The 25,509-nt window shown below is 65.5% G+C and carries 22 protein-coding genes; all 22 read left to right on the forward strand.

Translation table 11 applies throughout. The annotated features are described in order from the left end of the window. Positions 1-26 precede the first annotated feature (26 nt). The 22 genes from gltA to purF all read left to right on the forward strand — a co-directional run bounded on the left by gltA (position 27) and on the right by purF (position 25,496). Positions 27-1,328 (forward strand): citrate synthase, encoded by a 1,302-nt coding sequence (gltA, locus tag AC24R4_RS21945; RefSeq protein WP_153945460.1) that lies wholly within the window; start codon positions 27-29, stop codon positions 1,326-1,328. Between the two features lie 591 nt (positions 1,329-1,919). Further along, entirely contained in the window at positions 1,920-3,047 is a 1,128-nt protein-coding gene (locus AC24R4_RS21950; RefSeq protein ID WP_400391612.1) for a branched-chain amino acid ABC transporter substrate-binding protein, read from the forward strand. Positions 3,048-3,185: 138 nt separating this feature from the next. Next, the gene (gene livH, locus AC24R4_RS21955) at positions 3,186-4,112 is read left to right on the forward strand and encodes a high-affinity branched-chain amino acid ABC transporter permease LivH (RefSeq protein ID WP_092594303.1); all 927 of its coding nucleotides are present in this window, start codon (positions 3,186-3,188) and stop codon (positions 4,110-4,112) included. A 12-nt stretch (positions 4,113-4,124) separates the two neighbouring features. Continuing rightward, entirely contained in the window at positions 4,125-5,399 is a 1,275-nt protein-coding gene (locus AC24R4_RS21960; RefSeq protein ID WP_400391608.1) for a high-affinity branched-chain amino acid ABC transporter permease LivM, read from the forward strand. Then, positions 5,396-6,163 carry a high-affinity branched-chain amino acid ABC transporter ATP-binding protein LivG gene (gene livG / locus AC24R4_RS21965; protein ID WP_153945457.1) on the forward strand — a complete coding sequence of 256 codons (768 nt, stop codon included), beginning with the start codon at positions 5,396-5,398 and terminating at the stop codon, positions 6,161-6,163. Before AC24R4_RS21960 ends, livG begins: the two co-directional genes overlap by 4 nt. Continuing rightward, positions 6,163-6,864, forward strand: coding sequence for an ABC transporter ATP-binding protein (locus AC24R4_RS21970; protein ID WP_400391605.1), 702 nt, complete (start codon positions 6,163-6,165; stop codon positions 6,862-6,864). The genes livG and AC24R4_RS21970 overlap by 1 nt, the downstream gene beginning before the upstream one ends. A 305-nt stretch (positions 6,865-7,169) precedes the next feature. Then, positions 7,170-8,579 carry a 3-isopropylmalate dehydratase large subunit gene (gene leuC, locus AC24R4_RS21975; RefSeq protein WP_400391602.1) on the forward strand — a complete coding sequence of 470 codons (1,410 nt, stop codon included), beginning with the start codon at positions 7,170-7,172 and terminating at the stop codon, positions 8,577-8,579. 50 nt (positions 8,580-8,629) lie between these two features. Beyond that, on the forward strand, positions 8,630-8,761 hold the full coding sequence (locus AC24R4_RS21980) for an entericidin A/B family lipoprotein (protein WP_153945455.1): 132 nt from the start codon (positions 8,630-8,632) through the stop codon (positions 8,759-8,761). A gap of 9 nt (positions 8,762-8,770) precedes the next feature. Beyond that, a complete protein-coding gene (gene leuD / locus AC24R4_RS21985; protein WP_400391599.1) occupies positions 8,771-9,421 on the forward strand; it encodes a 3-isopropylmalate dehydratase small subunit in 651 nt (216 codons plus the stop codon). Positions 9,422-9,457: 36 nt separating this feature from the next. Further along, positions 9,458-10,525, forward strand: coding sequence for a 3-isopropylmalate dehydrogenase (leuB, locus tag AC24R4_RS21990; protein WP_400391596.1), 1,068 nt, complete (start codon positions 9,458-9,460; stop codon positions 10,523-10,525). Between the two features lie 442 nt (positions 10,526-10,967). Further along, positions 10,968-12,104 carry an aspartate-semialdehyde dehydrogenase gene (asd, locus tag AC24R4_RS21995; protein WP_400396066.1) on the forward strand — a complete coding sequence of 379 codons (1,137 nt, stop codon included), beginning with the start codon at positions 10,968-10,970 and terminating at the stop codon, positions 12,102-12,104. Between the two features lie 304 nt (positions 12,105-12,408). Continuing rightward, on the forward strand, positions 12,409-15,222 hold the full coding sequence (locus tag AC24R4_RS22000) for a motility hub landmark protein FimV (RefSeq protein ID WP_487523610.1): 2,814 nt from the start codon (positions 12,409-12,411) through the stop codon (positions 15,220-15,222). Between the two features lie 143 nt (positions 15,223-15,365). Continuing rightward, positions 15,366-16,196, forward strand: a complete 831-nt coding sequence (truA, locus tag AC24R4_RS22005) for a tRNA pseudouridine(38-40) synthase TruA (RefSeq protein WP_400392612.1) — start codon at positions 15,366-15,368, stop codon at positions 16,194-16,196. Further along, positions 16,174-16,896 carry a phosphoribosylanthranilate isomerase gene (locus tag AC24R4_RS22010; protein ID WP_400392615.1) on the forward strand — a complete coding sequence of 241 codons (723 nt, stop codon included), beginning with the start codon at positions 16,174-16,176 and terminating at the stop codon, positions 16,894-16,896. Before truA ends, AC24R4_RS22010 begins: the two co-directional genes overlap by 23 nt. A gap of 119 nt (positions 16,897-17,015) precedes the next feature. Next, a complete protein-coding gene (trpB, locus tag AC24R4_RS22015; protein ID WP_092594295.1) occupies positions 17,016-18,209 on the forward strand; it encodes a tryptophan synthase subunit beta in 1,194 nt (397 codons plus the stop codon). Further along, a complete protein-coding gene (locus AC24R4_RS22020; RefSeq protein WP_400392618.1) occupies positions 18,209-19,156 on the forward strand; it encodes a DNA-methyltransferase in 948 nt (315 codons plus the stop codon). The genes trpB and AC24R4_RS22020 overlap by 1 nt, the downstream gene beginning before the upstream one ends. A gap of 17 nt (positions 19,157-19,173) precedes the next feature. Continuing rightward, positions 19,174-19,971 carry a tryptophan synthase subunit alpha gene (gene trpA, locus AC24R4_RS22025; protein WP_400392621.1) on the forward strand — a complete coding sequence of 266 codons (798 nt, stop codon included), beginning with the start codon at positions 19,174-19,176 and terminating at the stop codon, positions 19,969-19,971. A gap of 215 nt (positions 19,972-20,186) precedes the next feature. Further along, positions 20,187-21,059, forward strand: coding sequence for an acetyl-CoA carboxylase, carboxyltransferase subunit beta (gene accD, locus AC24R4_RS22030; protein WP_400392624.1), 873 nt, complete (start codon positions 20,187-20,189; stop codon positions 21,057-21,059). Positions 21,060-21,137: 78 nt separating this feature from the next. Then, positions 21,138-22,448, forward strand: a complete 1,311-nt coding sequence (folC, locus tag AC24R4_RS22035; RefSeq protein ID WP_400392626.1) for a bifunctional tetrahydrofolate synthase/dihydrofolate synthase — start codon at positions 21,138-21,140, stop codon at positions 22,446-22,448. 73 nt (positions 22,449-22,521) lie between these two features. Continuing rightward, positions 22,522-23,253: an SPOR domain-containing protein gene (locus AC24R4_RS22040; RefSeq protein WP_400392629.1), complete on the forward strand. Its 732-nt coding sequence runs from the start codon at positions 22,522-22,524 to the stop codon at positions 23,251-23,253. A gap of 95 nt (positions 23,254-23,348) precedes the next feature. Continuing rightward, positions 23,349-23,846 carry a CvpA family protein gene (locus AC24R4_RS22045; protein WP_400392632.1) on the forward strand — a complete coding sequence of 166 codons (498 nt, stop codon included), beginning with the start codon at positions 23,349-23,351 and terminating at the stop codon, positions 23,844-23,846. A 117-nt stretch (positions 23,847-23,963) separates the two neighbouring features. Continuing rightward, positions 23,964-25,496, forward strand: a complete 1,533-nt coding sequence (gene purF, locus AC24R4_RS22050; RefSeq protein ID WP_400392635.1) for an amidophosphoribosyltransferase — start codon at positions 23,964-23,966, stop codon at positions 25,494-25,496. The last annotated feature ends 13 nt before the right edge of the window (positions 25,497-25,509 follow it).

The raw sequence follows: 25,509 nt of genomic DNA on the forward strand, positions 1-25,509 counted from the left end.
TATTCACAGTATTTGAAGGAACCGACATGACGCCGTCCGATGTGAAAGCCACGCTATCGTTTTCCGATGGTTCCCCCAGCGTTGAGCTGCCGATCTACAAGGGCACCGTTGGCCCGGATGTGATCGACATTCGCAAGCTGTACGGTCAAACCGGCAAGTTCACCTATGACCCGGGGTTCATGTCGACCGCTTCGTGCAACTCGAAGATCACTTACATCGACGGCGACAAGGGCGAGCTGCTGTACCGCGGCTACCCGATCGAGCAACTCGCCGAGAAGTGCGATCACCTCGAAACCTGCTACCTGCTGCTGAAGGGCGAGCTGCCCAACGCCAAGCAGAAGGAAGATTTCGTGAACTCGGTGATGAACCACACGATGGTTCACGAGCAACTGCAGTTCTTCCTGCGCGGTTTCCGCCGCGACGCGCACCCGATGGCCGTGCTGACGGGCCTGGTGGGTGCGATGAGCGCGTTCTACCATGACGCGATGGACATCGATGATCCGCACCAGCGCGAGATCTCGGCCATCCGCCTGATTGCCAAGATGCCGACCCTGGTCGCCATGGCGTACAAGTACAACATCGGCCAGCCGTACATCTATCCGCAGAACGATCTGTCCTACTCGGGCAACTTCATGCGCATGATGTTCGGTACGCCGTGCGCCCCGTACACCGTGAACCCGGTGCTGGAGCGCGCGCTGGACCGCATCTTCATCCTGCACGCCGACCACGAGCAGAACGCATCGACCTCGACCGTGCGCCTGGCCGGCTCGTCGGGCACGAACCCGTTCGCGGCCATCGCCGCCGGCGTGGCCTGCCTGTGGGGTCCGGCCCACGGCGGCGCGAACGAAGCCGCGCTCAAGATGCTGGAAGAAATCGGCAGCGTCGACCACATCGGCGAGTTCATCAAGCAGGTCAAGGACAAGAACTCGGGCGTGCGCCTGATGGGCTTTGGCCACCGCGTGTACAAGAACTACGATCCGCGCGCCAAGCTGATGCGCGAAACCTGCCATGAAGTGCTGAACGAACTGGGTCTGCACAACGACCCGCTGTTCAAGCTGGCCATGGAACTGGAAAAGATCGCGCTGGAAGACGAATATTTCGTGAGCCGCAAGCTGTACCCGAACGTGGACTTCTACTCGGGTATCGTGCAGCGCGCGCTGGGCATCCCGACCTCGCTGTTCACCTGCATCTTCGCCCTGGCACGTACGCCGGGCTGGATCTCGCAGTGGGAAGAGATGATCACCGATCCGGAGTACAAGATCGGCCGTCCGCGTCAGCTGTTCAACGGCAACGCCGCCCGCAACGTGCCGGACATGGCAAAGCGCTAAGCCGCGTCCCGTGCTGCAAGAAACGCCCCGGCCCGCCGGGGCGTTTTTTTGCGTTCGATACGGCCTGGCCTGCAGGCGGCCGGGTTGCGCAAGGTGGCGAAAAGCATCGCATACGCCACAAATGCGGCTATGCACAATTGTTGTGAAACACGATTTTGACGACGATTCCTGCCTTGGCAAGGTTGCAACGGCATGCATTAGTTGTCAGATTTTCTCCAAAACCGAATATCTCTACTTCATCAGGGTGCAACTTTCCCCCTATAATGCGGGCTGCTTTGCCGACCGGCAGCCGGGCCACCCTTCCGGCCAGCCGCGTTGGAGAAGCGGGGCAGGCGAAAGGCTTGCGCAATAGAGAACGCATCAACGTTGTCTTTCCGAACTTACGGCGGCCGCGGCATCCCCGAGATGTGCGTACGCCGACACATGCCGGGCCCCGCATTCGCTTCACTATCTTCATCGCAGGCCCGGTTTCCGCTCATGGGCCGTACGTTCGCCTCGTCAGGCGGCGCTTCTTCCTCGCGGGTGTTGTTCGATTGCGCCAGTCATGCCGACTCTGCCCGGAATGACCCATACATAATCGAGGAGCTCCTGATGACGCTGTCCCGTCTCACGTCCACTGCCATGGCCGCCGTGCTTGCCACTGCCGGTCTCGCTGCCTTCACCTCGGCCAACGCCGAAACCGTCAAGATTGCCATCGCCGGCCCCATGAGCGGCTCGGTCGCCCAGTACGGCGACATGGTCAAGGCCGGTGCCCTGACCGCGATCGAACAGATCAACGCGGCGGGCGGCGCCAACGGCAACAAGTTCGAAGCCGTGCTGATGGATGACGCTTGCGAACCGAAGCAGGCCGTGGCCGTGGCCAACAAGATCGTCAGCCAGGGTATCCATTACGTGATCGGTCACGTGTGCTCGGGTTCGACGATTCCGGCCTCGGATATCTACGAAAACGAAGGCATCGTGATGGTGACGCCGTCGGCCACCGCGCCGCAGCTGACCGAAACGAAGAAGCGCAACTTCATCTTCCGCACGATCGGCCGCGACGACCAGCAAGGCCCGGCCGCCGCCCAGTACATCATCGGCAAGGTCAAGCCGAAGAAGGTTGCCGTGCTGCATGACAAGCAGTCGTACGGCCAGGGCATCGCCAGCTCGGTGAAGAAGGACCTGGAAGCGGCCAAGATCCCCGTGGCAGTCTTCGAAGGCGTCAACGCCGGCGATTCCGACTACTCGGCCGTGATCACCAAGCTGAAGTCCCAGGGCGTGGATTTCGTGTACTTCGGCGGCTACCACCCGGAAATGGGCCTGCTGCTGCGCCAGGCGCGCGAGCAGGGCGTGAAGGCCACGTTCATGGGCCCCGAAGGCGTGGGCAACAAGGACGTGACGGCGATTGCCGGCCCGGCTTCGGAAGGCATGCTCGTGACGCTGCCGGCCGACTTCTCGGCCGACCCGGCCAACGCCGCGCTGGTGAAGGCCTTTGCCGACAAGAAGCGTGACGCCAACGGTCCGTTCCAGATGCCTGCCTATGCCGCCGTCAAGATCATCGGCGACGCCATCGCCGGCGCCAAGAGCACGGACCCGACGAAGGTGGCCGCTTACATGCACAAGAACGCGTTCACCACGCCGATCGGCAAGGTCGAATACGACGCCAAGGGCGACCTGAAGTCGTTCAAGTTCGTCGTCTACACGTGGCACAAGGACGCCACGAAGACCGCCGCAAACTAAACCCGGCGCCATCCTGGCGAAACGCCCCGCGGCCAACCGGCCTGCGGGGCGTTTTGGTATCGGTTCGATGTCGGTTAGCCGCCACATAAGGGCGGTCGGCATCGCGCATCGGACTCATCCGATCCACAAGGTCCCCGCATGAACGAATTCCTTCCTCAGTTCACCCAGCAGCTGGTCAACGGCCTGACGCTGGGTGCGATCTATGCGCTGATCGCCATCGGCTACACGATGGTCTACGGCATCATCGGCATGATCAACTTTGCCCACGGCGAGATCTACATGATCGGCGCCTACGTGGGTCTGGTGACGCTGACCGCCATTGGCGCGCAAGCCGGCTATCCGCTGCCGCTGGTGCTGGGCGCGGCGCTGCTCGTTGCCGTTGTGGTGACTGGCTGCTACGGCTTTGCCGTGGAGCGCGTGGCATACCGTCCCCTGCGTGGCGGCCCGCGCCTGGTGCCGCTGATCTCGGCCATCGGCATGTCCATCTTCCTGCAGAACTATGTCCAGATCGGGCAGGGCGCGCGTGACGTGTCGGTGCCGATCCTGATCTCGGGCGCCATCGAATTCCAGATGGGCGGCGACTTCACGGTGACCGTGCCGTATTCGCGCCTGCTGATCGTCGGCGTGACGCTGGTGCTGATGATCGCGCTGACGCTGTTCATCGGGCATTCGCGCATGGGCCGCGCCTGCCGCGCCTGCGCCGAAGACATGCGCATGGCCAATCTGCTGGGCATCGACACGAACCGCGTGATCTCGTTCACGTTCGTGCTCGGCGCCATGCTGGCCGCCGTGGGTGGCGTGCTGATCGGGCTGACGATTGGCAAGCTCAATCCCTTTATCGGCTTCATCGCCGGCATCAAGGCCTTTACGGCCGCGGTGCTGGGCGGCATCGGCAGCATTCCGGGCGCGATGCTGGGCGGTGTGCTGCTGGGGCTGGCCGAGACGTTCGCGTCGGGCTACATGCCGTCCGAGTACAAGGACGTGGTGGCATTCGGCCTGCTGGTGCTGGTGCTGCTGTTCCGTCCCACGGGCCTGCTTGGCAAGCCCGATGTGGAAAAGGTCTGAGGGGAGGGCGACATGACACAAGCGACTTCGATTTCGCGGGCGTCGATCCCGCAAACGTCGGTCTCGGACACGTTGAAGAATGCCGTGACCGCCGCCGTGCTGACGGCCATCCTGACCATCCCCGTGCTGGGCCTGCAGCTCAAGCTCGACGGCTACAAGGTGGTGCTGGAGCCGCACTGGCGTCCGGTGTGGATCGCCGTGGGCCTGGTGTTCCTGTTCCAGCTGTGCAAGCCGTTCCTGCTGCGTGCCCGCAACGCGGTCAAGCTGCCGTCGGTGCCCGCGATGGGCGCCCGGCAGCAGCGCTCGGCCATCTGGGTGCTGCTGGTGGTGGGCCTGGTGTTCCCGTTCTTCGGCTCGCGCGGCGCGGTGGACGTGGCCACGCTGGCGTTGATCTACGTGATCCTGGGCCTGGGCCTGAACATCGTGGTGGGCTATGCCGGCCTGCTCGATCTGGGCTACGTGGGCTTCTACGCGGTCGGCGGCTATACCTATGCGCTGCTGAACCAGTATTTCGGCCTGACATTCTGGGAATGCCTGCCGCTGTCGGCCGGCCTGGCGGCCACGTTCGGCTTCATCCTCGGCTTCCCGGTGCTGCGCCTGCGTGGCGACTACCTGGCCATCGTGACGCTGGGCTTCGGTGAAATCATCCGCCTGCTGCTGAACAACCTGACCAGCCTGACCGGCGGACCGGACGGCGTGTCGGGCATTCCGAAGCCGACCGTGTTCGGTATCGAAATGGCACGCAGTGCCAGCGTGGAAGGCGCGAAGACGTTCCATGACCTGATCGGCATCCCGTATGCCGGCCAGCACATGGTGATCTGGCTATACCTGCTGGCGCTGCTGCTGGTGGGCTTCACGCTGTTCGTCACGAGCCGCCTGATCCGCATGCCGATGGGGCGTGCGTGGGAGGCACTGCGCGAGGACGAGATCGCCTGCCGGTCGCTGGGCCTGAACCCGACGCGCATCAAGCTGTCGGCGTTCACGCTGGGCGCATCGTTCGCCGGCCTGGCCGGTGCGTTCTTTGCCGCGCGCCAGGGCCTGGTCAACCCGGAATCGTTCACGTTCATCGAGTCGGCGCTGATCCTGGCCGTGGTGGTGCTGGGCGGCATGGGTTCGCAGCTGGGCGTGATCCTGGCGGCGATCCTGCTGACCATCCTGCCCGAAGTGGCGCGCGACTTTGCCGAATACCGCATGCTGATCTTCGGCCTGGTGATGGTGTTGATGATGATGTGGCGTCCGCAGGGCCTGCTGCCCGCTAGCCGTCCCCACGTGGAGCTGCCGCGATGAGCACTGAAATGCTGAAAGTATCGGGCCTGCAGATGCGCTTTGGCGGTCTGCTGGCCGTGGACGGCATCGAGTTCGATGTGCGCCGCGACGAGGTCTTCGCCATCATCGGCCCGAACGGCGCCGGCAAGACCACCGTGTTCAACTGCGTGGGCGGCTTCTACAAGCCCACCGCCGGCGAGGTGACGCTGGACGGCCATTCGATCGCGCGCAAGCCCAGCCACGTGGTGGCACGCCACGGCCTGGTGCGCACGTTCCAGAACATCCGCCTGTTCAAGCAGCTGACCGTCGTGGAAAACCTGATGGTTGCGCAGCACCTGCAGGTCAAGGCCGGGCTGCTGCGCGGCCTGCTGGCCACGCCGGCCTACCGCCGCGCCGAGCGGGAGGCGCTGGAGCGCGCCGCCGAATGGCTGGAGCGCATGGGCCTGACGAGCGTGGCCAACCGCGAGGCGGGCACGCTGTCGTACGGCCACCAGCGCCGGCTGGAGATCGCGCGCTGCATGATCACCAGGCCGCGCCTGCTGATGCTGGACGAACCGGCGGCGGGTCTGAACCCGCAGGAAAAGATCGAACTGCAGCAGCTGATCGATCGCCTGCGCCGTGAATTCAATATCTCGGTGCTGCTGATCGAGCACGACATGAGCCTGGTGATGGGCGTGTCGGACCGCATCCTGGTGATGGAGCACGGCAAGCCGATCATGATTGGCAAGCCCGAAGCGGTGCGCAACGACCCGCGTGTGATCAAGGCCTACCTGGGAGAGGACTGATGCTGAAGCTGGAAAACGTCCATACCCACTACGGCGCCGTCGAGGCGCTGTCGGGCGTATCGATCGAAGTCAACAAGGGCGAGATCGTCACCCTGATCGGCAGTAACGGCGCCGGCAAGACCACGCTGATGATGACCGTATGCGGCACGCCGCGCGCGTCCAGCGGCCGCGTGCTGTTCGAAGGCCAGGACATCACCCGCCGCAACACGCACGAGATCATGCGCATGGGCATGGCAATTTCGCCAGAAGGCCGGCGCGTGTTCCCGAGCCTGACCGTGCTCGAAAACCTCAAGATGGGTGGCTTCTTTGCCAGCCGTCATGACATCGAGGCCGGCATCGAGCACGTGTTCAAGCTGTTCCCGCGCCTGAACCAGCGCGCGAGCCAGCGGGCGGGCACGATGAGCGGCGGCGAGCAGCAGATGCTGGCCATCGGCCGCGCGCTGATGAGCAAGCCCCGCCTGCTGCTGCTGGACGAGCCCACGCTCGGTCTGGCGCCCCTGATCATCGCGCAGATCTTCGACATCATCCGCACGATCCGGGAAGAAGGCGTCACGGTGTTCCTGGTGGAGCAGAACGCCAACAAGGCGCTGCAGGTGGCCGACCGCGGCTACGTGCTGGAAACCGGCAAGGTGGTGCTGGCCGATACCGGCGCCAACCTGCTGGCCAACGACCGCATCAGGGCAGCTTACCTGGGCGGTTGAAGTCACGGCTCCCTCTCCCACAACGTGGGAGAGGGGAGCACCCAGGCCAGCGCGGGTCCCTTCGCCATCCGCGAAATCCCCCTTTCGCCAATGACCGCCGCCCAGGCGGTCCGGCCTGCCCTTCGGCGGGGGCGCCACATGGCATAATCGCTTGCGATGTCAAGCAATTACCGGCTGCGCCGGAAAAGCAGCAAAATAGCCTGCTTGCCCGCGAGGCATCCGGAAAACATTCCCCTGCAAACAATGCGCGGATTCGCGCCGTTCGCATCCCCCGGGATACGGACGGACGGTCTGCCCCCCGCATCATGGCCAAGACGCTCTACGACAAACTCTGGGATGACCACACCGTCCACGTCGAGGAAGACGGCACGACGCTGCTCTACATCGACCGTCATCTGCTGCATGAAGTGACCAGCCCGCAGGCCTTCGAAGGCCTGAAGCTGGCGGAGCGCCCGGTGTGGCGTATCAGCGCGAACCTGGCCGTGTCGGACCACAACGTGCCGACCACCGACCGCACCCAGGGGATCGCCGACCCGATCTCGAAGCTCCAGGTCGATACGCTGGATGCCAACTGCGACGCCTACGGCATCACGCAGTTCAAGATGAACGACCACCGCCAGGGCATCGTCCACGTGATCGGGCCCGAGCAGGGCGCCACGCTGCCCGGCATGACCGTGGTCTGCGGCGATTCGCACACCAGCACGCACGGGGCGTTCGGCGCGCTGGCGCACGGCATCGGCACGTCGGAAGTGGAGCACGTGCTGGCCACCCAGACGCTGCTGGGCAAGAAGGCCAGGAACATGCTGATCAAGGTGGAAGGCAAGCTGCCGCGCGGCTGCACCGCCAAGGACATCGTGCTGGCCATTATCGGCAAGATCGGCACGGCCGGCGGCACGGGCTACACGATGGAATTCGCCGGCTCGGCGATCCGCGACCTGACCATGGAAGGCCGCATGACGGTCTGCAACATGGCCATCGAAGCGGGGGCGCGTGCCGGCCTGGTGGCCGTGGACGACGTTACGCTCGAATACGTGAAGAACCGCCCGTTCGCGCCGCAGGGCGTGGAATGGGACCAGGCCGTGGCCTACTGGCGCACGCTGCATTCGGATGCCGGCGCCCACTTCGACAAGGTGGTGGAGCTGCGCGCCGAGGACATCCGTCCGCAGGTCACCTGGGGTACGTCGCCCGAAATGGTCGTCAGCATCGAAGACCGCGTGCCGGATCCCGAGAAGGAAAAGGACTCGAACAAGCGTAACGCCATGGAGCGGGCGCTGGAGTACATGAACCTGAAGCCGAACACGCCGATGGAGTCGATCAATATCGACAAGGTGTTCATTGGTTCGTGCACCAACAGCCGCATCGAGGACATGCGTGCCGCCGCGGCGGTGGTGCAGAAGCTGGGCCGCAAGGTGGCGTCCAACGTGAAGCTGGCGATGGTGGTGCCGGGCTCGGGCCTGGTCAAGGAACAGGCCGAGCGCGAAGGGCTGGACAAGGTCTTCAAGGCCGCCGGCTTCGAATGGCGCGAACCGGGCTGCTCGATGTGCCTGGCGATGAACGCCGACCGCCTGGAACCGGGCGAGCGATGCGCGTCCACGTCGAACCGCAACTTCGAAGGCCGTCAGGGCGCCGGTGGCCGTACGCACCTGGTCAGCCCGGCCATGGCCGCGGCGGCCGCGATCGAAGGGCATTTCGTCGACATCCGCAAACTCGGCTGAACGGCCGCGACGGGTCAACGGGTCAACCACGGCTTTCGAATAGAGAAAACATGAAAAAGATCGTGATCACACTGCTGGCATGCCTGGGCATGCTGCAACTGGCTGGCTGCAACACGATGGCCGGCCTTGGCAAGGACACGCAGGCGGCCGGGCAGGCGCTCGAGAACGCTGCCCGGAAGTAAGGACACATCATGGACAAGTTCACCGTACACAGCGGCCTCGCGGCGCCGCTCGATCGCGAAAACGTCGATACTGACGCGATCATCCCGAAGCAGTTCCTGAAGTCGATCAAGCGCACGGGCTTTGGTCCGAACCTGTTCGACGAATGGCGCTACAAGGACGTGGGCCAGCCCGGCCAGGACAACAGCAAGCGTCCGCTGAACCCGGATTTCGTGCTGAACCAGCCGCGCTACCAGGGCGCATCGATCCTGCTGGCCCGCAACAACTTCGGCTGCGGCAGTTCGCGCGAGCACGCACCGTGGGCGCTCACGCAGTACGGCTTCCGCGCGGTCATCGCGCCGAGCTTTGCCGATATCTTCTTCAACAACTGCTACAAGAACGGCCTGCTGCCCGTGGCGCTGACCGACCTGCAGGTCGATCACCTGTTCAACGAGACGCTGGCGTTCCCGGGCTACAAGCTGACCATCGACCTCGACAAGCAGGTGGTGATCACGCCGGGCGGCGACAGCTATCCGTTCGACATCGCCCCGTTCCGCAAGTACTGCATGCTGAACGGTTTCGACGATATCGGCCTGACGCTGCGCCAGAAGGACAAGATCAAGTCCTACGAAGCCGAGCGCCTGACCAAGATGCCTTGGCTGGGCAACCGCGTGGTCGGCTGAGGCGGGCCGGGTTCACCTATCTATCTAGGAAGACAAATGAAGATTGCAGTCCTGCCGGGCGACGGCATCGGTCCCGAGATCGTTGCCGAAGCCGTCAAGGTGCTGAACGCCCTTGGCGAGAAGTTCGAAATGGAAACCGCCCCGGTGGGCGGCGCCGGCTACGAGGCCGAAGGGCACCCGCTGCCGGAGAACACGCTGAAGCTGGCCAAGGAAGCCGACGCCATCCTGTTCGGCGCCGTGGGCGACTGGAAGTACGACAGCCTGGAGCGTCCGCTGCGCCCGGAGCAGGCCATCCTGGGCCTGCGCAAGCATCTGCAGCTGTTTGCCAACTTCCGCCCGGCGATTTGCTACCCGGAACTGACCGGCGCATCGAGCCTGAAGCCCGAACTGGTGGCCGGCCTGGACATCCTGATCGTGCGCGAACTGAACGGCGACATCTACTTCGGCCAGCCGCGCGGCGTGCGCGAGGCGCCGGACGGCCTGTTCAAGGGCGCCCGCGAAGGCTTCGACACGATGCGCTACAGCGAGCCCGAAATCCGCCGCATCGCCCATGTGGCGTTCCAGGCCGCCGCCAAGCGCGGCAAGAAGCTGTGCAGCGTGGACAAGGCCAACGTGCTGGAAACGTTCCAGTTCTGGAAGGACATCGTGATCGATGTCAGCAAGGAATATCCGGACGTCGCGCTGTCGCACATGTACGTGGACAACGCCGCGATGCAGCTGGTGAAGGCGCCGAAGAGCTTCGACGTGATCGTCACCGGCAACATGTTCGGCGACATCCTGTCGGACGAGGCCGCCATGCTGACGGGCTCGATCGGCATGCTGCCGTCGGCGTCGCTCGATGCCAACAACAAGGGCCTGTACGAACCGTCGCACGGTTCGGCACCCGATATCGCCGGCAAGGGCGTGGCCAATCCGCTGGCCACGATCCTGTCAGCCGCGATGATGCTGCGCTACTCGCTGAACCGCGCCGAACAGGCCGACCGCATCGAGAACGCCGTCAAGAAGGTGCTGGCCCAGGGCTACCGGACCGGCGATATCCTGACGCCGGGCTGCAAGCAGGTTGGCACCCGCGAAATGGGCGAGGCAGTGCTGGCTGCGCTGTAAGGCATCCATTGCCCATGGTTTGGCTCCCCTCTCCCGCAAGGCGGGAGAGGGGCCGGGGGTGAGGGAAAAGCGGTGCAAGGTGCGAAATCGCAATTTTTAGCCTCTTGCCCTCTCCCCCGACCCCTCTCCCACACGTGGGAGAGGGGAGAGAACCGCCGGCGAGCAACAAATCACTCCGCATTTCCCCTGCGGCGGCGCCGCAAATTCGTGTAGACTCTCCCGTCATGGCCCGATTCCACCAGTCCCTTCTGACTGCCTCCGCTGCTCGCACCGCTATCCGCGGCACGATCGGCGCGGATTCGCTCGGCCTGACCGCAACGACGATTAAAACCATTACCAAAACGATCCCCTAGATCGTTCGTCGTGCCTGCCCGTCTTCCCCGCGCAGCCACGCCGGGCGAGGAAAATGGCGGGGAAGTTCACATCACATCCGAGGTAAGTCATGATTGTAGGTCTCGTCGGTTGGCGAGGAATGGTCGGCAGCGTCCTGATGCAGCGCATGCAGGAAGAGGGCGATTTCGACCATATCGAGCCCGTTTTCTTCAGCACGTCCAACGCTGGCGGCAAGGCCCCGGCCATGGCCAGGAATGAAACCACGCTGAAAGATGCGAACGACATCGAAGCACTGAAGAAGTGCGACGTCGTGCTCACCGCCCAGGGCGGCGACTACACGAACGATGTGTTCCCGCGCCTGCGCGCCGCCGGCTGGAACGGCTACTGGATCGACGCCGCCTCGTCGCTGCGCATGAAGGACGACGCCATCATCGTCCTGGATCCGGTGAACCTCGGTGTGATCAAGGACGCGCTGGCCAAGGGCGTGAAGAACTTCATCGGCGGCAACTGCACGGTCAGCTGCATGATGATGGGCCTGGGCGGGCTGTTCGAGCACGACCTGATCGAGTGGATGACATCGATGACGTACCAGGCCGCGTCGGGCGGCGGTGCGCAGCACATGCGCGAGCTGCTGACGCAGTTCGGCACGCTGAACGCCGCGGTCAAGCCGCTGCTGGACAACCCGGCATCGGCCATCCTGGAAATCGACCGCCAGATCCTGGCGACCCAGCACGGCCTGTCGGCTGACGAAACCAGGCAGTTTGGCGTGCCGCTGGCCGGCAACCTGATTCCCTGGATCGACAAGGACCTGGGCAACGGCGTTTCCAAGGAAGAATGGAAGGGCGGCGCCGAGACCAACAAGATCCTGGGTCGTGGCGAAGGCTTCGTCGGTGCCACCGGCGCGAGCCCGATCGCCGTGGACGGCCTGTGCGTGCGGATTGGCGCGATGCGCTGCCACTCGCAGGCGCTCACGATCAAGCTGCGCCGCGATGTGCCGCTGGACGAGATCGAAGGCATGCTGGCCGCCAACAACCAGTGGGCCAAGGTCGTGCCGAACACGCGCGAAGCCAGCATGAAGGACCTGACGCCGGCCGCCGTCACGGGCACGCTGACGATTCCGGTTGGCCGTCTGCGCAAGATGCAGATGGGCGGCGAGTACCTGTCCGCGTTCACCGTGGGCGACCAGCTGCTGTGGGGCGCCGCCGAGCCGCTGCGGCGTATGCTGCGCATTCTGATCGAGGGTTGACCCCCGGATTGCCTCGCTGCTTTCGTTGCGGGGAGGCAACAGAATCTGCCGCTTTCCGAGCAACGCCGCGCCTCTGCGCGGCGTTGTCGCATCCGGAACGCTTTTTTTCGCAGGCTTGCGTCACAATACAGCCGGCATGCGCTTGGCCACGGGGTCATCGCCACCATGCATCGGGGATGCAGGGCAGCGACATTGGGCGCGCAGCAGGGCAGGTATCGAGCCTGTCCGTTTCGTCGCCCGCCAGCCAGCCATTTGTTGGGATCGGGTTAATTTCTGCTACTAAAAACCATAAATGGAGCACGAGGTGAGTGTGAGCCTACATCGCCGGAAAGATGCGCCTACTGTCCGTCAGCGCTGGTCAACGCTGGCCATCACGGCTGCCGGTCTGCTGCTTGCGCAGCCTGCCGCGTACGCCGCGGGGTTCGGACAATTAAGGGTTCAATCCAATCTGGGGCAGCCGCTCCAGGCTGAAATCGATATTACCGGCGTGACGCCCGAGGAAGCTGACAGCCTGGCCGTCAAGCTGGCCGCGCCGTCCGCCTATTCACGCGCCGGGCTGACCTATCTGTCGGCCATTTCGACCGTGAAGCTCGACGTGCAGAAGCGTCCGAACGGTACCTATGTGGCCACCGTCCGGTCCAACCAGCCGCTCAGCGAACCGTTCGTCGACATCCTGGTCGACATGAGCTGGTCCAGCGGCAAGATCACGCGCGCCTATACCTTCCTGCTGGACCCGGCTGGCGCCCAGCCGTCGAACCAGGCGTTCTCGCCGACCACGGTGGTGCAGGCCGCCACGCCCGACGTGTCGCCTGCTCCGGCCCCGGCCGCCAATGCGCCGGCGGCTGCGGCCCCGGCGCCGACGGCGGCTCCGGCCCCCGCGCCGACCGCAACGCCGGCCCCGGCCCCGGCCCGCCAGCCGCGCCGCGCCGCCGCGCCGGCCGCCGTGGCCGATGGCACGGCCGCCCATGGCAGCTACACGGTCCAGCAAGGCGATACGCTGTATGCCATCGCCGGCGAAGCCTCGCAGGGCGTTGATTCGGTGTCGCTGGAGCAGATGCTGCTCGCGCTCTACCGCAACAACCCGAATGCCTTCATCGGCGGGAACATCAACCGGATCAAGTCCGGTGCCGTGCTGAAGGTGCCGAGCGCCCAGCAGGCCCAGTCGGTGAGCCCGCGCGAAGCGCGCCGCGAAGTGGTGGCGCGTACGCAGGGCTTCGACAGCTACCGCAGCCGCCTGGCCGCGGCCGCCGCCGCCAAGTCGGTGGAAGCCGGCTCGGGCCGCGAGCAGTCGGGCAACGTGACGGCGCGTGTGCAGGACACCACGGTGCCGAACGCGGGGCCGCGTGACGAACTGAAGCTGTCGAAGGCCGAGAAGGGCGCGCAGGCCAAGGCGGAAGCCGACGTGGCCAGCCAGCGCAAGCTGAAGGACGCCGAATCGCGGGTCGCCGATCTGGAGAAGAACATCTCCGACATGCAGCGCCTGATGGAGCTGAAGAACTCGGAGATCGCCAAGCTCAACCAGAACAACCAGGGCGCCAAGGCTGCCTCGGCGGCTGCCGCTGCCACCGCTGCCGCACCGGCCGCGCCGGCGGCTGGCAAGGCCGCCGATACTGCCGCGCCTGCGCCCACCGTGGTGCCGGCCGAGCCGGCCAAGGCTGCGGAAGCCCCGAGCACCGCCACGCCGGAACCCGCACCGGCCGCGGCAGCCTCGGCACCGCAAGCTGCCGCGGCGGCGTCCGCCCCGCAAGCCGGCGCTTCTGCACCGGCAGCCGCCGCCTCGGCGCCGGCCGTGGCGAACAAGAAGCCGCCGGTCATCCAGCCGGTGCCCCAGCCGTCGTTCCTTGACGAACTGCTCGCCAACCCGATGTTGCTGCCGGGCGCTGGTGTGCTGGTTGCGTTGCTTGGCGGATATGCGTACTATCGCCGCCGCCAGAAGCAGAAGGCGAGCGAAAACACCGGGTTCGGTGACAGCATCCTGTCCCAGGAAAGCACGGTCATGGCGGGCGGACACTCGTTGTTCGGCACCGCTGGTGGCCAGAGCGTCGACACGTCGCAGCACAGCGTGTTCGGCGCCGACTTCCGCATCGGCAACAACTCGCCCGAAGCGACGGAAGTCGACCCGATTGCCGAGGCCGAGGTGTACATCGCGTACGGACGCGACGTGCAGGCCGAGGAAATCCTGCGCGAAGCGTTGCAACAGAATCCGGAGCGCCAGGCCATCCGCCTGAAGCTGCTGGAGATTTACAACACTCGTCAGGATGTGGAAGGTTTCCGAGTGATCGCAGAAGAAATGTTCGCCCAGGTAGGCGGACAAGGCGCGGACTGGCAACAGGTCGCGGAAATGGGTCGCAGGCTCGATCCGGGCAATGCGCTGTACCTGTCGGTGGCGCCCGACGTGACGGGGGAAGCCGATACCACGACGCCGGTGGCCGACCAGTGGCGCACGCAGGATCCCGCCCAGTCGATGCAGCAGGCACCGCAGGCCCCGGCCATGCCGGACCTGGCCCTGCCGCTGGACGCCTTCCCGGCGCCCGCGCCGGGGGAGCCCATCGTGGCACCGGAGTCGGCCTCGCTGGTATTCGGTAACGAGCACCTGGCGGAACCGGTGGCGCGTCTGGACGACGTGCTGGACGAAAGCCACGACGCCGGCCAGGATCTGCCGGCAGGCGGGGTGCCGGCGCTCGATACGCCGACGCGCTCGCGTCCGCTGGAATTCGACATGTCCGGCCTGTCGCTGGACCTGAATGCCGCGAACCCGGGCGCCGCGGCGGCCGAGCCGGCTTCGGTGGCCACGTTCGAGGCGCCGTCGCTGGCGGAATCGACCGTGCCGCTGCCCGCGCCGACGATGCTCCAGAACGGCAAGCTGGTCGAGCCGATCGACCTGACCCGTGTCACGTCCGAAGGCAATGGCGACGCCACGCATGGCGTGTCGGCCAGCACGCTGTCGGCCACCGGCATGGACGGCAGCCGCGACATGCAGATCAAGCTCGACCTGGCGCGCGCCTACATCGAGATCGGTGACAAGGAAGGTGCCCGCGAACTGCTGCAGGAAGTGGTGGAGCAGTCGGAAGACCCGCTGCAGACCGAAGCCCGCACGCTGCTGCGCGACGTGGCCTGATGCGGGGAGGCCTGCGGGTTCGGACCCAAAGGCCGGTATGATGCAGGGTTTGCGGCACGCCGTTCCGACGGGTGCCGCAGCCCGAAGCGATGCGCCGGAAGCGTCCCTTCCGGCGCATTTTGTTTTTGGGCATCGCTACATCCATGAATCGCATCGCCATCGGACTCCACTACGACGGTTCGGCCTTTTCCGGCTGGCAGTCGCAGCCCCACCGCAACACCGTGCAGGACCACCTGGAAGACGCCATCGAGCGTTTTGCCGGAACGCGCCTACTGACCACGGTGGCGGGGCGGACCGATACCGGCGTGCATGCGCTGGGCCAGGTCATCCACCTCGATACCGAGCTGGACCGCGACAAGTTCTCATGGGTGCGCGGCGTCAACGCGTTCCTGCCGCCGTCCATCGCGCTGCAATGGGCGGAGCCGGTCGATGACGGCTTCCATGCGCGCTTCCTGGCTTACGAGCGGATGTATTACTACGCGCTCTACACAGGCCCGCACCGCGTGCCGATGATCCACGGTCGCGCCGGCTACCAGATGCTGCCGCCGGGCCAGCGGCTCGATGTCGATGCCATGCGCGCGGCAGCCGCCTGCCTGCTGGGCGAGCATGACTTCTCGGCGTTCCGGGCGGCCGAGTGCCAGGCCAAGTCGCCGGTCAAGACGATGTACGACGTGACGATCCGGGACGACGGCAACTGGGTGTTCCTGCGGTTCCGGGCCAGCGCCTTCCTGCACCACATGGTGCGCAACCTGATGGGCTGCCTGGTGGCGGTGGGGCGGGGGCGTTACCCGGCCGAATGGATGGCCGAGGTGCTGGCCGGCCGCAACCGGCAGAAGGCCGCCCCGACGTTCATGCCCGACGGGCTGTACCTGGTCGACGTGAAGTATCCTGAGCCGTATCAGCTCCCCGCGGCGGACGCGTCCGCCAGCTTCTTCCACGGAGTATTTGCCGATGGTCCCGACAATAGCGCCTGAATCCGGCCGCGTGCCGCCCCGCACCCGCATCAAGATCTGCGGGCTGACGCGTCCGGAGGAAGTGCGTGCGGCCGTTGACGCCGGCGCCGATGCCATCGGCCTGGTGTTCTACGACAAGAGCCCGCGCTTCGTGGATGTGGCGCGCGCGGCCGCACTGGCCGAGCAGGTGCCGCCGTTCGTCACCGTGACCGGCCTGTTCGTCAACGCCGATGCCGAGGAAGTGGCGCATGTCACCGAGCGTGTGCCGCTGACGCTACTCCAGTTCCATGGCGACGAAACGGCGCAGCAATGCACGGACATCGCACGCCGCTGCCGGCTGCCGTATATGCGTGCCGCCCGTGTCCAGCCGGGGCTTGATTTGGTAGAATTCGCCGATCAATACCGTGACGCCGCCGGCCTGTTGCTCGACGCCTTCGTGGAAGGCTATGGCGGTGGCGGCCACGTCTTCGACTGGACCCTGATTCCTGCTCAATGGCTTCCGCCCATTCCGACCAGCCCGCCCGCAAGCGACGCTCCTCGCATCGTTTTGAGTGGTGGGTTGAACGCGCAAAACGTCGCTGGTGCGATTGAACGCGTGCGCCCCTATGCCGTCGATGTCAGCAGCGGCGTGGAGGCGTCGAAGGGTGTGAAGGACCACGCCCGCATTGCCGCGTTCGTGCGCGCCGTGCGCACTGCGGATGCAGGACAGGCCGGCCAGTAACGCCACGCCAGCACTGTTGCGCTGCCATCCCCGCTTGCCCCCGGCGCGCCGATCGCCCGATACCGAATTTGATGCGCTTCGCCACGATTGTGCGCCAAGCGCCACCTGAGAGCCTGGACATGTACGACTTGCCCGATTCCCGAGGCCATTTCGGCCCCTATGGCGGTAGCTTCGTTTCCGAAACGTTGGTCCACGCGCTGGACGAGTTGCGCGACGCCTATGCGCACTACCAGCAGGACGCGGACTTCAACGCCGAATTCCAGCGCGAGCTGAAGCACTTTGTCGGCCGCCCGTCGCCGATCTACCACGCACAGCGTTGGAGCGAGACGCTCGGCGGTGCCCAGCTGTTCTTCAAGCGCGAAGACCTGAACCACACTGGCGCCCACAAGATCAACAACGTGATCGGCCAGGCGCTGCTGGCCAGGCGCATGGGCAAGAAGCGCGTGATTGCCGAGACCGGCGCCGGCCAGCACGGCGTGGCCACGGCGACCATCGCCGCGCGCTTCGGCATGGAGTGCGTGGTGTACATGGGCTCGGAGGACGTGCGCCGCCAGGCGGCCAACGTCTATCGCATGAAGCTGCTGGGCGCCACGGTGGTGCCGGTGGAAAGCGGTTCAAAGACGCTCAAGGACGCGCTCAACGAGGCCATGCGCGACTGGGTGACCAACGTCGAGACCACGTTCTACATCATCGGCACGGTAGCCGGCCCGCACCCGTATCCGATGATGGTGCGCGACTTCCAGTGCGTGATCGGCGAGGAGTCGAAGGTGCAGATGCCCGAACTGACCGGCCGCCAGCCGGACGCCGTGATCGCTTGCGTGGGCGGCGGCTCGAACGCCATGGGTATTTTCTACCCGTACATCGAGCACAAGGACGTGCAGCTGATCGGCGTGGAAGCGGCCGGCGACGGCCTGGACACGGGCCGCCACGCGGCATCGCTGACCGGCGGGTCGCCGGGCGTGCTGCACGGCAATCGTACCTACCTGCTGCAGGACGAGAACGGCCAGATCATCGAGACCCATTCGGTGTCGGCCGGCCTGGACTACCCGGGCGTGGGGCCGGAACACGCGTGGCTCAAGGACATCGGCCGCGCGCAGTATGTGCCGATTACCGATGACGAGGCATTGAAGGCGTTCCACGATTGCTGCCGCATCGAAGGCATCATCCCGGCGCTGGAATCGAGCCATGCCATCGCGTACGCGTGCAAGCTGGCGCCGACGCTGCCCAAGGACAAGCTGCTGCTCGTGAACCTGTCCGGCCGAGGCGACAAGGACATGCACACCGTGGCCGAACGTGCGGGGTTGAAGCTGTAATGCGTGCGCTGCCCCCCGACACCACGACCCAGGCGGAAGAGGGCGGCGCCGCGGCGCCGTTCGACATCCTCGACACCGAAGCCGTCCGCCTGTACCAGGAAGACGCGCTTGAAGGCATCCAGCGCATCGCGGACGGATCGGTCGACCTGATCGTCGCCGATCCGCCCTATGGCCTGGGCAAGGACTATGGCAACGATTCCGACCTGCTGTCGGGCGACGCCTACCTGGAATGGTCCGAACGCTGGATGGATGCCATCATCCCCAAGCTGGCCCCCAAGGGCACCCTGTACCTGTTCTGCACGTGGCAGTACTCGCCCGAGCTGTTCGTGATGCTCAAGAAGCGGCTGACGATGATCAACGAGATCATCTGGGATCGCCGCGTGCCGAGCATGGGCGGCACCACGCGCAAGTTCTCGTCGGTGCATGACAACATCGGCTTCTTTGCCCGTCAGCGCGACTACTACTTCGACCTCGATCCGGTGCGCATTCCGTACGATGCCGAGACCAAGAAGGCCCGCAGCCGGCCGCGTTTCGAGGGCAAGAAGTGGCTCGAGGTGGGCTACAACCCGAAGGACCTGTGGAGCGTGCCGCGCATCCACCGGCAGGACCCCGAGCGCGCCGATCACCCCACGCAGAAGCCGCTGGAGATCGTCGAACGCATGGTGCTGTCGAGCTGCCCGCCGGGCGGCGTGGTGCTGGACCCGTTCACGGGCAGCGGCACCACGGCGGTGGCCTGCGTGCGCCACGGCCGGCGCTTTGTCGGCTTCGAGATGAATCCGCAATATGCCTCGCTGGTGCGCGATCGCGTGCGGGCCGCGCAGCCCGTGTACGCACCGATCCAGCCCGACAGCGTGGCCGACGGCCTGCCCGCGGGCACCGAAACGACCCCGGCCGCTGCCAACGACGATGCCAATGACGTGGCATCGCCGGTGCAGCGCCTTATCTGATTCCGATGGCCAACGACATGTCCCGTATCCAGAAGACTTTCGCGGCACTGGCCGCGCAGCAGAAGAAGGGCCTGATCCCGTTCATTACCGCCGGCGACCCGGCGCCCGCGCTGACCGTGCCGCTGATGCACGCGCTGGTGGCAGGCGGGGCCGACGTGATCGAGCTTGGCGTGCCGTTTTCCGACCCGATGGCGGACGGCCCGGTCATCCAGCGCGCCTCGGAGCGCGCGCTGGCGCAAGGCGTCTCGCTGACGCAGGTGCTGGCCTGGGTCAAGGAATTCCGCCAGACCAACGACACCACGCCCGTGGTGCTGATGGGCTATGCGAACCCGATCGAACGCATGGGCGAGGAAACGTTCGCCAAAGCCGCCTCGGCTGCCGGCGTGGACGGCGTGCTCGTGGTGGACTACCCGCCCGAGGAATGCGAGTCGTTTGCCGGCCTGATGCGCGCCAACCAGATGGATCCGATCTTCCTGCTGGCGCCGACGTCTACCGACGACCGCATTGCCGCCGTGGCCAGGGTCGCCAGCGGCTATCTGTATTACGTGTCGCTCAAGGGCGTGACCGGTTCGGCCACGCTCGACCTCGACAGCGTGGCCGCGCGGCTGCCATTGATCAAACAGCACGCCAACCTGCCGGTGGGCGTGGGCTTTGGCATTCGCGATGCGCAAACGGCGCGCGCCATCGGCAGCGTGGCGGACGCCGTGGTGATCGGCAGCCGTCTGGTGCAGCTGCTCGAAGATGCCCCGCGCGACCAGGCCGTGGAAGCGCTGCGTGCGTTTATCGCCGACATCCGCCAGGCACTGGACGCCTGAAAAGGTGTCCAAAGCGTGACGATTGCCGGAAAGGCGCCGCAAAAACGTCGCCGATTGCCGCAGTTTGAGGCTTATGCGGCACAATCGGCGCGTTTTGCTTAGGCGAGATGTGCCGGGCGTGGTAAATTCGCGGCCTGATTCCCTGCCGTCCCTGTGTCCGCCCCCTGAAAACGGGGCGTCGATGCGCGGGCGGCAGTTATCCGAAAGGAGCTTTCATGAGCTGGTTGGATAAACTCCTGCCTCCCAAGATTCAACAGACCGACCCCTCCACCCGCAAGGGCATTCCGGAAGGGTTGTGGGTCAAGTGCCCGTCGTGCGAGTCGACGCTGTACCGCACCGACGTGGAAGCCAATCTGCACGTCTGCCCGAAGTGCGACCACCACATGCGCATCCGGTCGCGCGAGCGCCTGGACAAGCTGCTGGACGCCGAAGGCCGCTTCGAGATCGGCCAGGAAATCGTGCCGGTGGACGCCCTGAAGTTCAAGGACACGAAAAAGTACCCGGACCGCATCAAGGCCGCCATGGATGACACCGGCGAGACCGACGCGATGGTGGTCGTTGGCGGTGCGATCCACACCATTCCGGTGGTCGTGGCCTGCTTCGAGTTCGAGTTCATGGGCGGTTCGATGGGCTCGGTGGTGGGCGAGCGTTTCGCGCGTGGCGCGCAGGCCGCGCTGGAGCAGAAGGTCCCGTTCATCTGCGTGACCGCCACGGGCGGCGCGCGCATGCAGGAAAGCCTGCTGTCGCTGATGCAGATGGCCAAGACCACGGCCATGCTGAACCAGCTGTCGAACGCCAGGCTGCCGTTCATCAGCGTGCTGACGGACCCGACCATGGGTGGCGTGTCGGCATCGTTTGCGTTCCTGGGCGATGTGGTGATCGCCGAGCCGAAGGCGCTGATCGGCTTTGCCGGCCCGCGCGTGATCGAGCAGACCGTGCGCGAAAAGCTGCCGGAAGGCTTCCAGCGCGCCGAATTCCTGCTGCAGAAGGGGGCCATCGACATGATCGTCGACCGTCGCCGCCTGCGTGCGGAAATTGCCCAGCTGCTGGCGCTGCTGCAGAAGCAGCCGGCCGATGCGGTGGCCTGACGCGGTAGCGTGATTTGCAGGACAATGGCGCGGGTACCCACCCGCGCCATTTTGTTTTTAGTCGTGTCGTAACTCAGCATGCCCATCTTCCACACACTCCCCGACTGGCTCCAACACCTGGAAACCGCCCATCCTGTGGGCATCGACATGGGTCTGACGCGTATCACGCGCGTCAAGGAAGCACTGGGGCTGCGCATCGACGCCGTGGTGTTCACCGTCGGCGGCACCAATGGCAAGGGATCGACCTGCGCGATGCTCGAACGCATCCTGCTGGAGGCCGGCTACAAGGTGGGCCTGCATACGTCGCCGCACCTGATCCGGTTCAACGAGCGCGCCCGCCTGAACGGCGAGCAGGCCACCGACGCGCAGCTGCTGCCGCACTTCGAGGCCGTGGAGCGCGCCCGCACCAGTTTTGCCGATCCGGTCAGCCTGACGTATTTCGAATTCACGACGCTGGCCATCATCCATATGTTTGCGTCGGCCGGGCTCGACGCGATCATCCTCGAAGTGGGCCTGGGTGGCCGGCTCGACGCCGTCAATGTGATCGATACGGACTGCGCCGTCATCACCAGTGTCGATATCGACCACACCCAGTACCTGGGCGATACGCGCGAGAAGATCGGCTACGAGAAGGCCGGCATCTTCCGTCCGAACGTGCCGGCCATCTGCGGCGACCCGATGCCGCCGCAATCGCTGATCGACCATGCCGAGGCCATCGGCGCCGACTTGTGGCTGGTGGGCCGCGATTTCCGCCACCAGGCCGCGGCGGGCCAGGAGCGCCAGCAATGGGACTGGACCGGTCGCGACCGCAAGCTCAATGGCTTGGGATATCCGGCGCTGCGTGGCGCCAACCAGCTGCTGAATGCGTCGGCGGCGTTGGCTGCGCTGCAGGCCATGCGCCCGCGCCTGCCGGTCAGTGCCCAGGAAGTGCGCAACGGGCTGGCGTTCGTGGAGCTGCCGGGTCGCTTCCAGGTGATGCCGGGGCGTCCGGCTGTGATCCTGGATGTGGCGCATAATCCCCATGCTGCGGCCACGCTGGGCCAGAACATGGAGAACATGGGGTTTTTTCGCTACACCTATGCGGTGTTCGGCGCCATGGCGGACAAGGACATCGCCGGCGTGCTGCGCCACGTGGTCGACAAGGTCGATCACTGGTGCCTGTGCGACCTGCCCACCGAGCGCGCTGCCACGGCAAGTGACCTGCGCGAGGCACTGGACGCCACGGGCTTCCGGGAAGGGCCGGATAACACGGCGGCGTGCTTCTCGAGTCCGGAACTGGCGTATCGCGATGCTGTCGAGCGTGCAACCGAGAATGATAGAATCCTGGTCTTCGGATCGTTCTACACCGTGGCTGGCGTGATGGCATATCGCGCCACGCAGGCCAACTGAATGCCAGTCGGCCTGTCTGGCTGAACTCCCGGGCCGGAACGACATCACACCGAACACCACTCTTTGGGCATTTATGGGCCTGCTTTCGCTGTTCTCGTCCCGCAAGGGCACTGACCCGGCACCCGAACGCGGTCGCCGCACGCGTGCGGAAACCGGCGCCGGCATCGGCGCGTCGCGCCGTACGGCCGACGAATACGCGGACGATACCCTCGATCCCGACTTTCCTCAGAAACAACGTGCGCGCCGCCGGCTGATCGGCGCCGTGGTGCTGCTTGCGGCGGCGGTCATCGTGCTGCCGATCGTGTTCGAGCACAAGCCACGGCCCGTGTCCGACGACGTGGCCGTCAGCGTGGCCAACGGCCAGGGCGCGCAGAAACCCAAGGTCGAGGCGCGCAAGGCCCAGGCGCTGCCGCCGTCGGCCAACGCCGGCCGCAACGACGCCGCGCTCGATGCGGGCGAGGAAATCGTCACCGCGCCGGCCGTGGACAAGCCCAAGGCCGACGCCAAGGTCGAGACCAAAGTGGCCGAGACCAAGCCCGCCGAGGCCAAGCCGGCCGACAAGCCTGCCGCCGCCAATACCAAATACCTGATCCTGATCGGCGCGTTCTCCTCGGAAGAGCGCGCGAAGAACTGGCTGGCCAAGCTCAAGGAGAGCAAGGTGCCGGCGTTCGTCGAAAAGAAGGCGCTGGCCGACGGCGACCGCATCCTGCTGCGCGCGGGCCCGTTCGCCAGCCGCGATGCGGCCGATGCGGCCGACAAGAAGGTGCGGGCCATCGGCCTGACCTCGAAGGTGGTGGAGCAGTAACGTCCCGGGCAGCGACGTAGCCGATAACGTCCCGATTACGTACCGATTGCAGGGCGGCAGTTTGCCCCCATCTGACAGGAACCCGCATCGCACGCATGGCTTTTACCTTTTTTGACTATGGCGTGGCCTTCATTCTGGTGGCGTCTGCGCTGATTGGCGTGCTGCGCGGCCTGGTGCGCGAGATGCTGGCGCTGGTGGGCTGGGTCGTGGCGTTCTTGCTGGCGTATCACTTTGGCGGCATGGCCGCGAAATGGATGCCGGAGTCGCTGCCGGGCGGCGAACTGACGCGCAGTGCGCTGGGCTTCCTGGCCGTGTTCTTCGGCACGTGGATTGTGTCGGCGCTGGCCGGGGCCATCCTCGGCCAGTTGCTGGAAACCACCGGCCTGAAGCCGGCGGACCGTGGCCTGGGCCTGGTGTTCGGCCTGGCGCGGGGCGTGCTGATCGTGATGCTGATCGTCGTGCTGGCGGGGCTCACGAAGCTGCCCGAGGAGCCGTTCTGGCGTGACGCGGTGTCGCGCCCGTATGTGATCCAGGCGATGGGGGAGCTGCGCCAATGGCTGCCACCCGACCTGGCCAGGTACGTCAAGACCTGAATCGAAGACGCGAGTGCTTGAACCTTGGGCGCTCGCGGCGCAGTATCAACGCAGTTCCGTCGCGTACATGACGGAACGGCGCCCCCTGAATCAATTTGCCTTTCCTGGGAGTTCGGCATGTGCGGTATCGTCGGCGTGGTTTCCACCAGCCCTGTCAACCAACTCATCTATGACAGCCTGCTGCTGTTGCAACACCGCGGACAGGATGCAGCCGGCATCGCCACGGCCAATGGCAGCACCTTCCACATGCACAAGGCCAACGGCCTGGTGCGCGACGTGTTCCGCACGCGCAACATGCGCGGCCTGCCGGGCACGTCCGGTATCGGCCAGGTGCGTTACCCGACCGCCGGCTCCGCGTCGAGCGAGGAAGAAGCCCAGCCGTTCTACGTGAACGCGCCGTACGGCATCATCCTGGCCCACAACGGCAACCTGACCAATTCGGATCAGCTGCGCGAGGAGATGTTCCGCCGCGACCGTCGCCACATCAACACGCATTCGGATTCCGAAGTGCTGCTGAACGTGCTGGCCGACGAACTGCAGCGCGCCAGCAATGGCAAGTCGCTGGAGCCGGAGACCATCTTCACGGCGGTCAGCGGCATGCATCGCCGCGTGAAGGGCGCCTATGCCATCACGGCACAGATCTCGGGCTATGGCCTGCTGGCCGTGCGCGATCCGTTCGGCATCCGCCCGCTGTGCATCGGCAGCGTCGATACGCCGACCGGCAAGGAATACCTGATTGCGTCGGAATCGGTGGCGCTCGAAGGCATGGGCTACACCATGGAGCGCGACGTGGCGCCGGGCGAGGCGATCTTCATCGACCTGGACGGCAAGTTCCACAGCAAGCAGTGCGCCGACAATCCGCAACTGACGCCCTGCATTTTCGAATTCGTGTACCTGGCCCGCCCGGACTCGTGCATCGACGGCGTGCCGGTCTACGATGCCCGCCTGCGCATGGGTGACTACCTGGCCGAGAAGATCCGCCGCGAAGTGCCGGCCGGCGAGATCGACGTGGTCATGCCGATTCCCGATTCGAGCCGCCCGGCCGCCATGCAGGTGGCCAACGCGCTCGGCGTGCCGTACCGCGAGGGCTTCTTCAAGAACCGCTACGTGGGCCGCACATTCATCATGCCGGGCCAGGCAGTGCGCAAGAAGTCGGTCCGCCAGAAGCTCAACGCCATGGGCGTGGAGTTCAAGGACAAGAACGTGCTGATCGTCGACGATTCGATCGTGCGCGGCACCACGTCGTTCGAGATCGTGCAGATGGCCCGCGACGCCGGCGCCAAGAAGGTGATCTTCGCTTCGGCCGCGCCGCCCGTGAAGTTCCCGAACGTGTACGGCATCGACATGCCCACGCGCGCCGAACTGGTGGCCCACGGCCGCACCGACGAGGAAGTGGCGCGCATGATCGGCGCCGACCAGCTCGTGTATCAGGACGTGGAATCGATGAAGCAGGCCGTGCGCGACATCAACCCGAACCTGCGTGACTTCGACGCGTCGTGCTTCGATGGCAAGTACATCACCGGCGATATCGACGAGGCCTACCTGGATCGCCTGGAAACGGCGCGCAGCCAGGCCGACCGCGAAGGCAGCAACGGTGGCGATACCGAACGTTCGCAACTGCACCTGCAACGATCGGGCGGCAACGAATAACGACAATCGATCG

It is taken from the genome of Cupriavidus sp. CER-90, assembly GCF_057652055.1.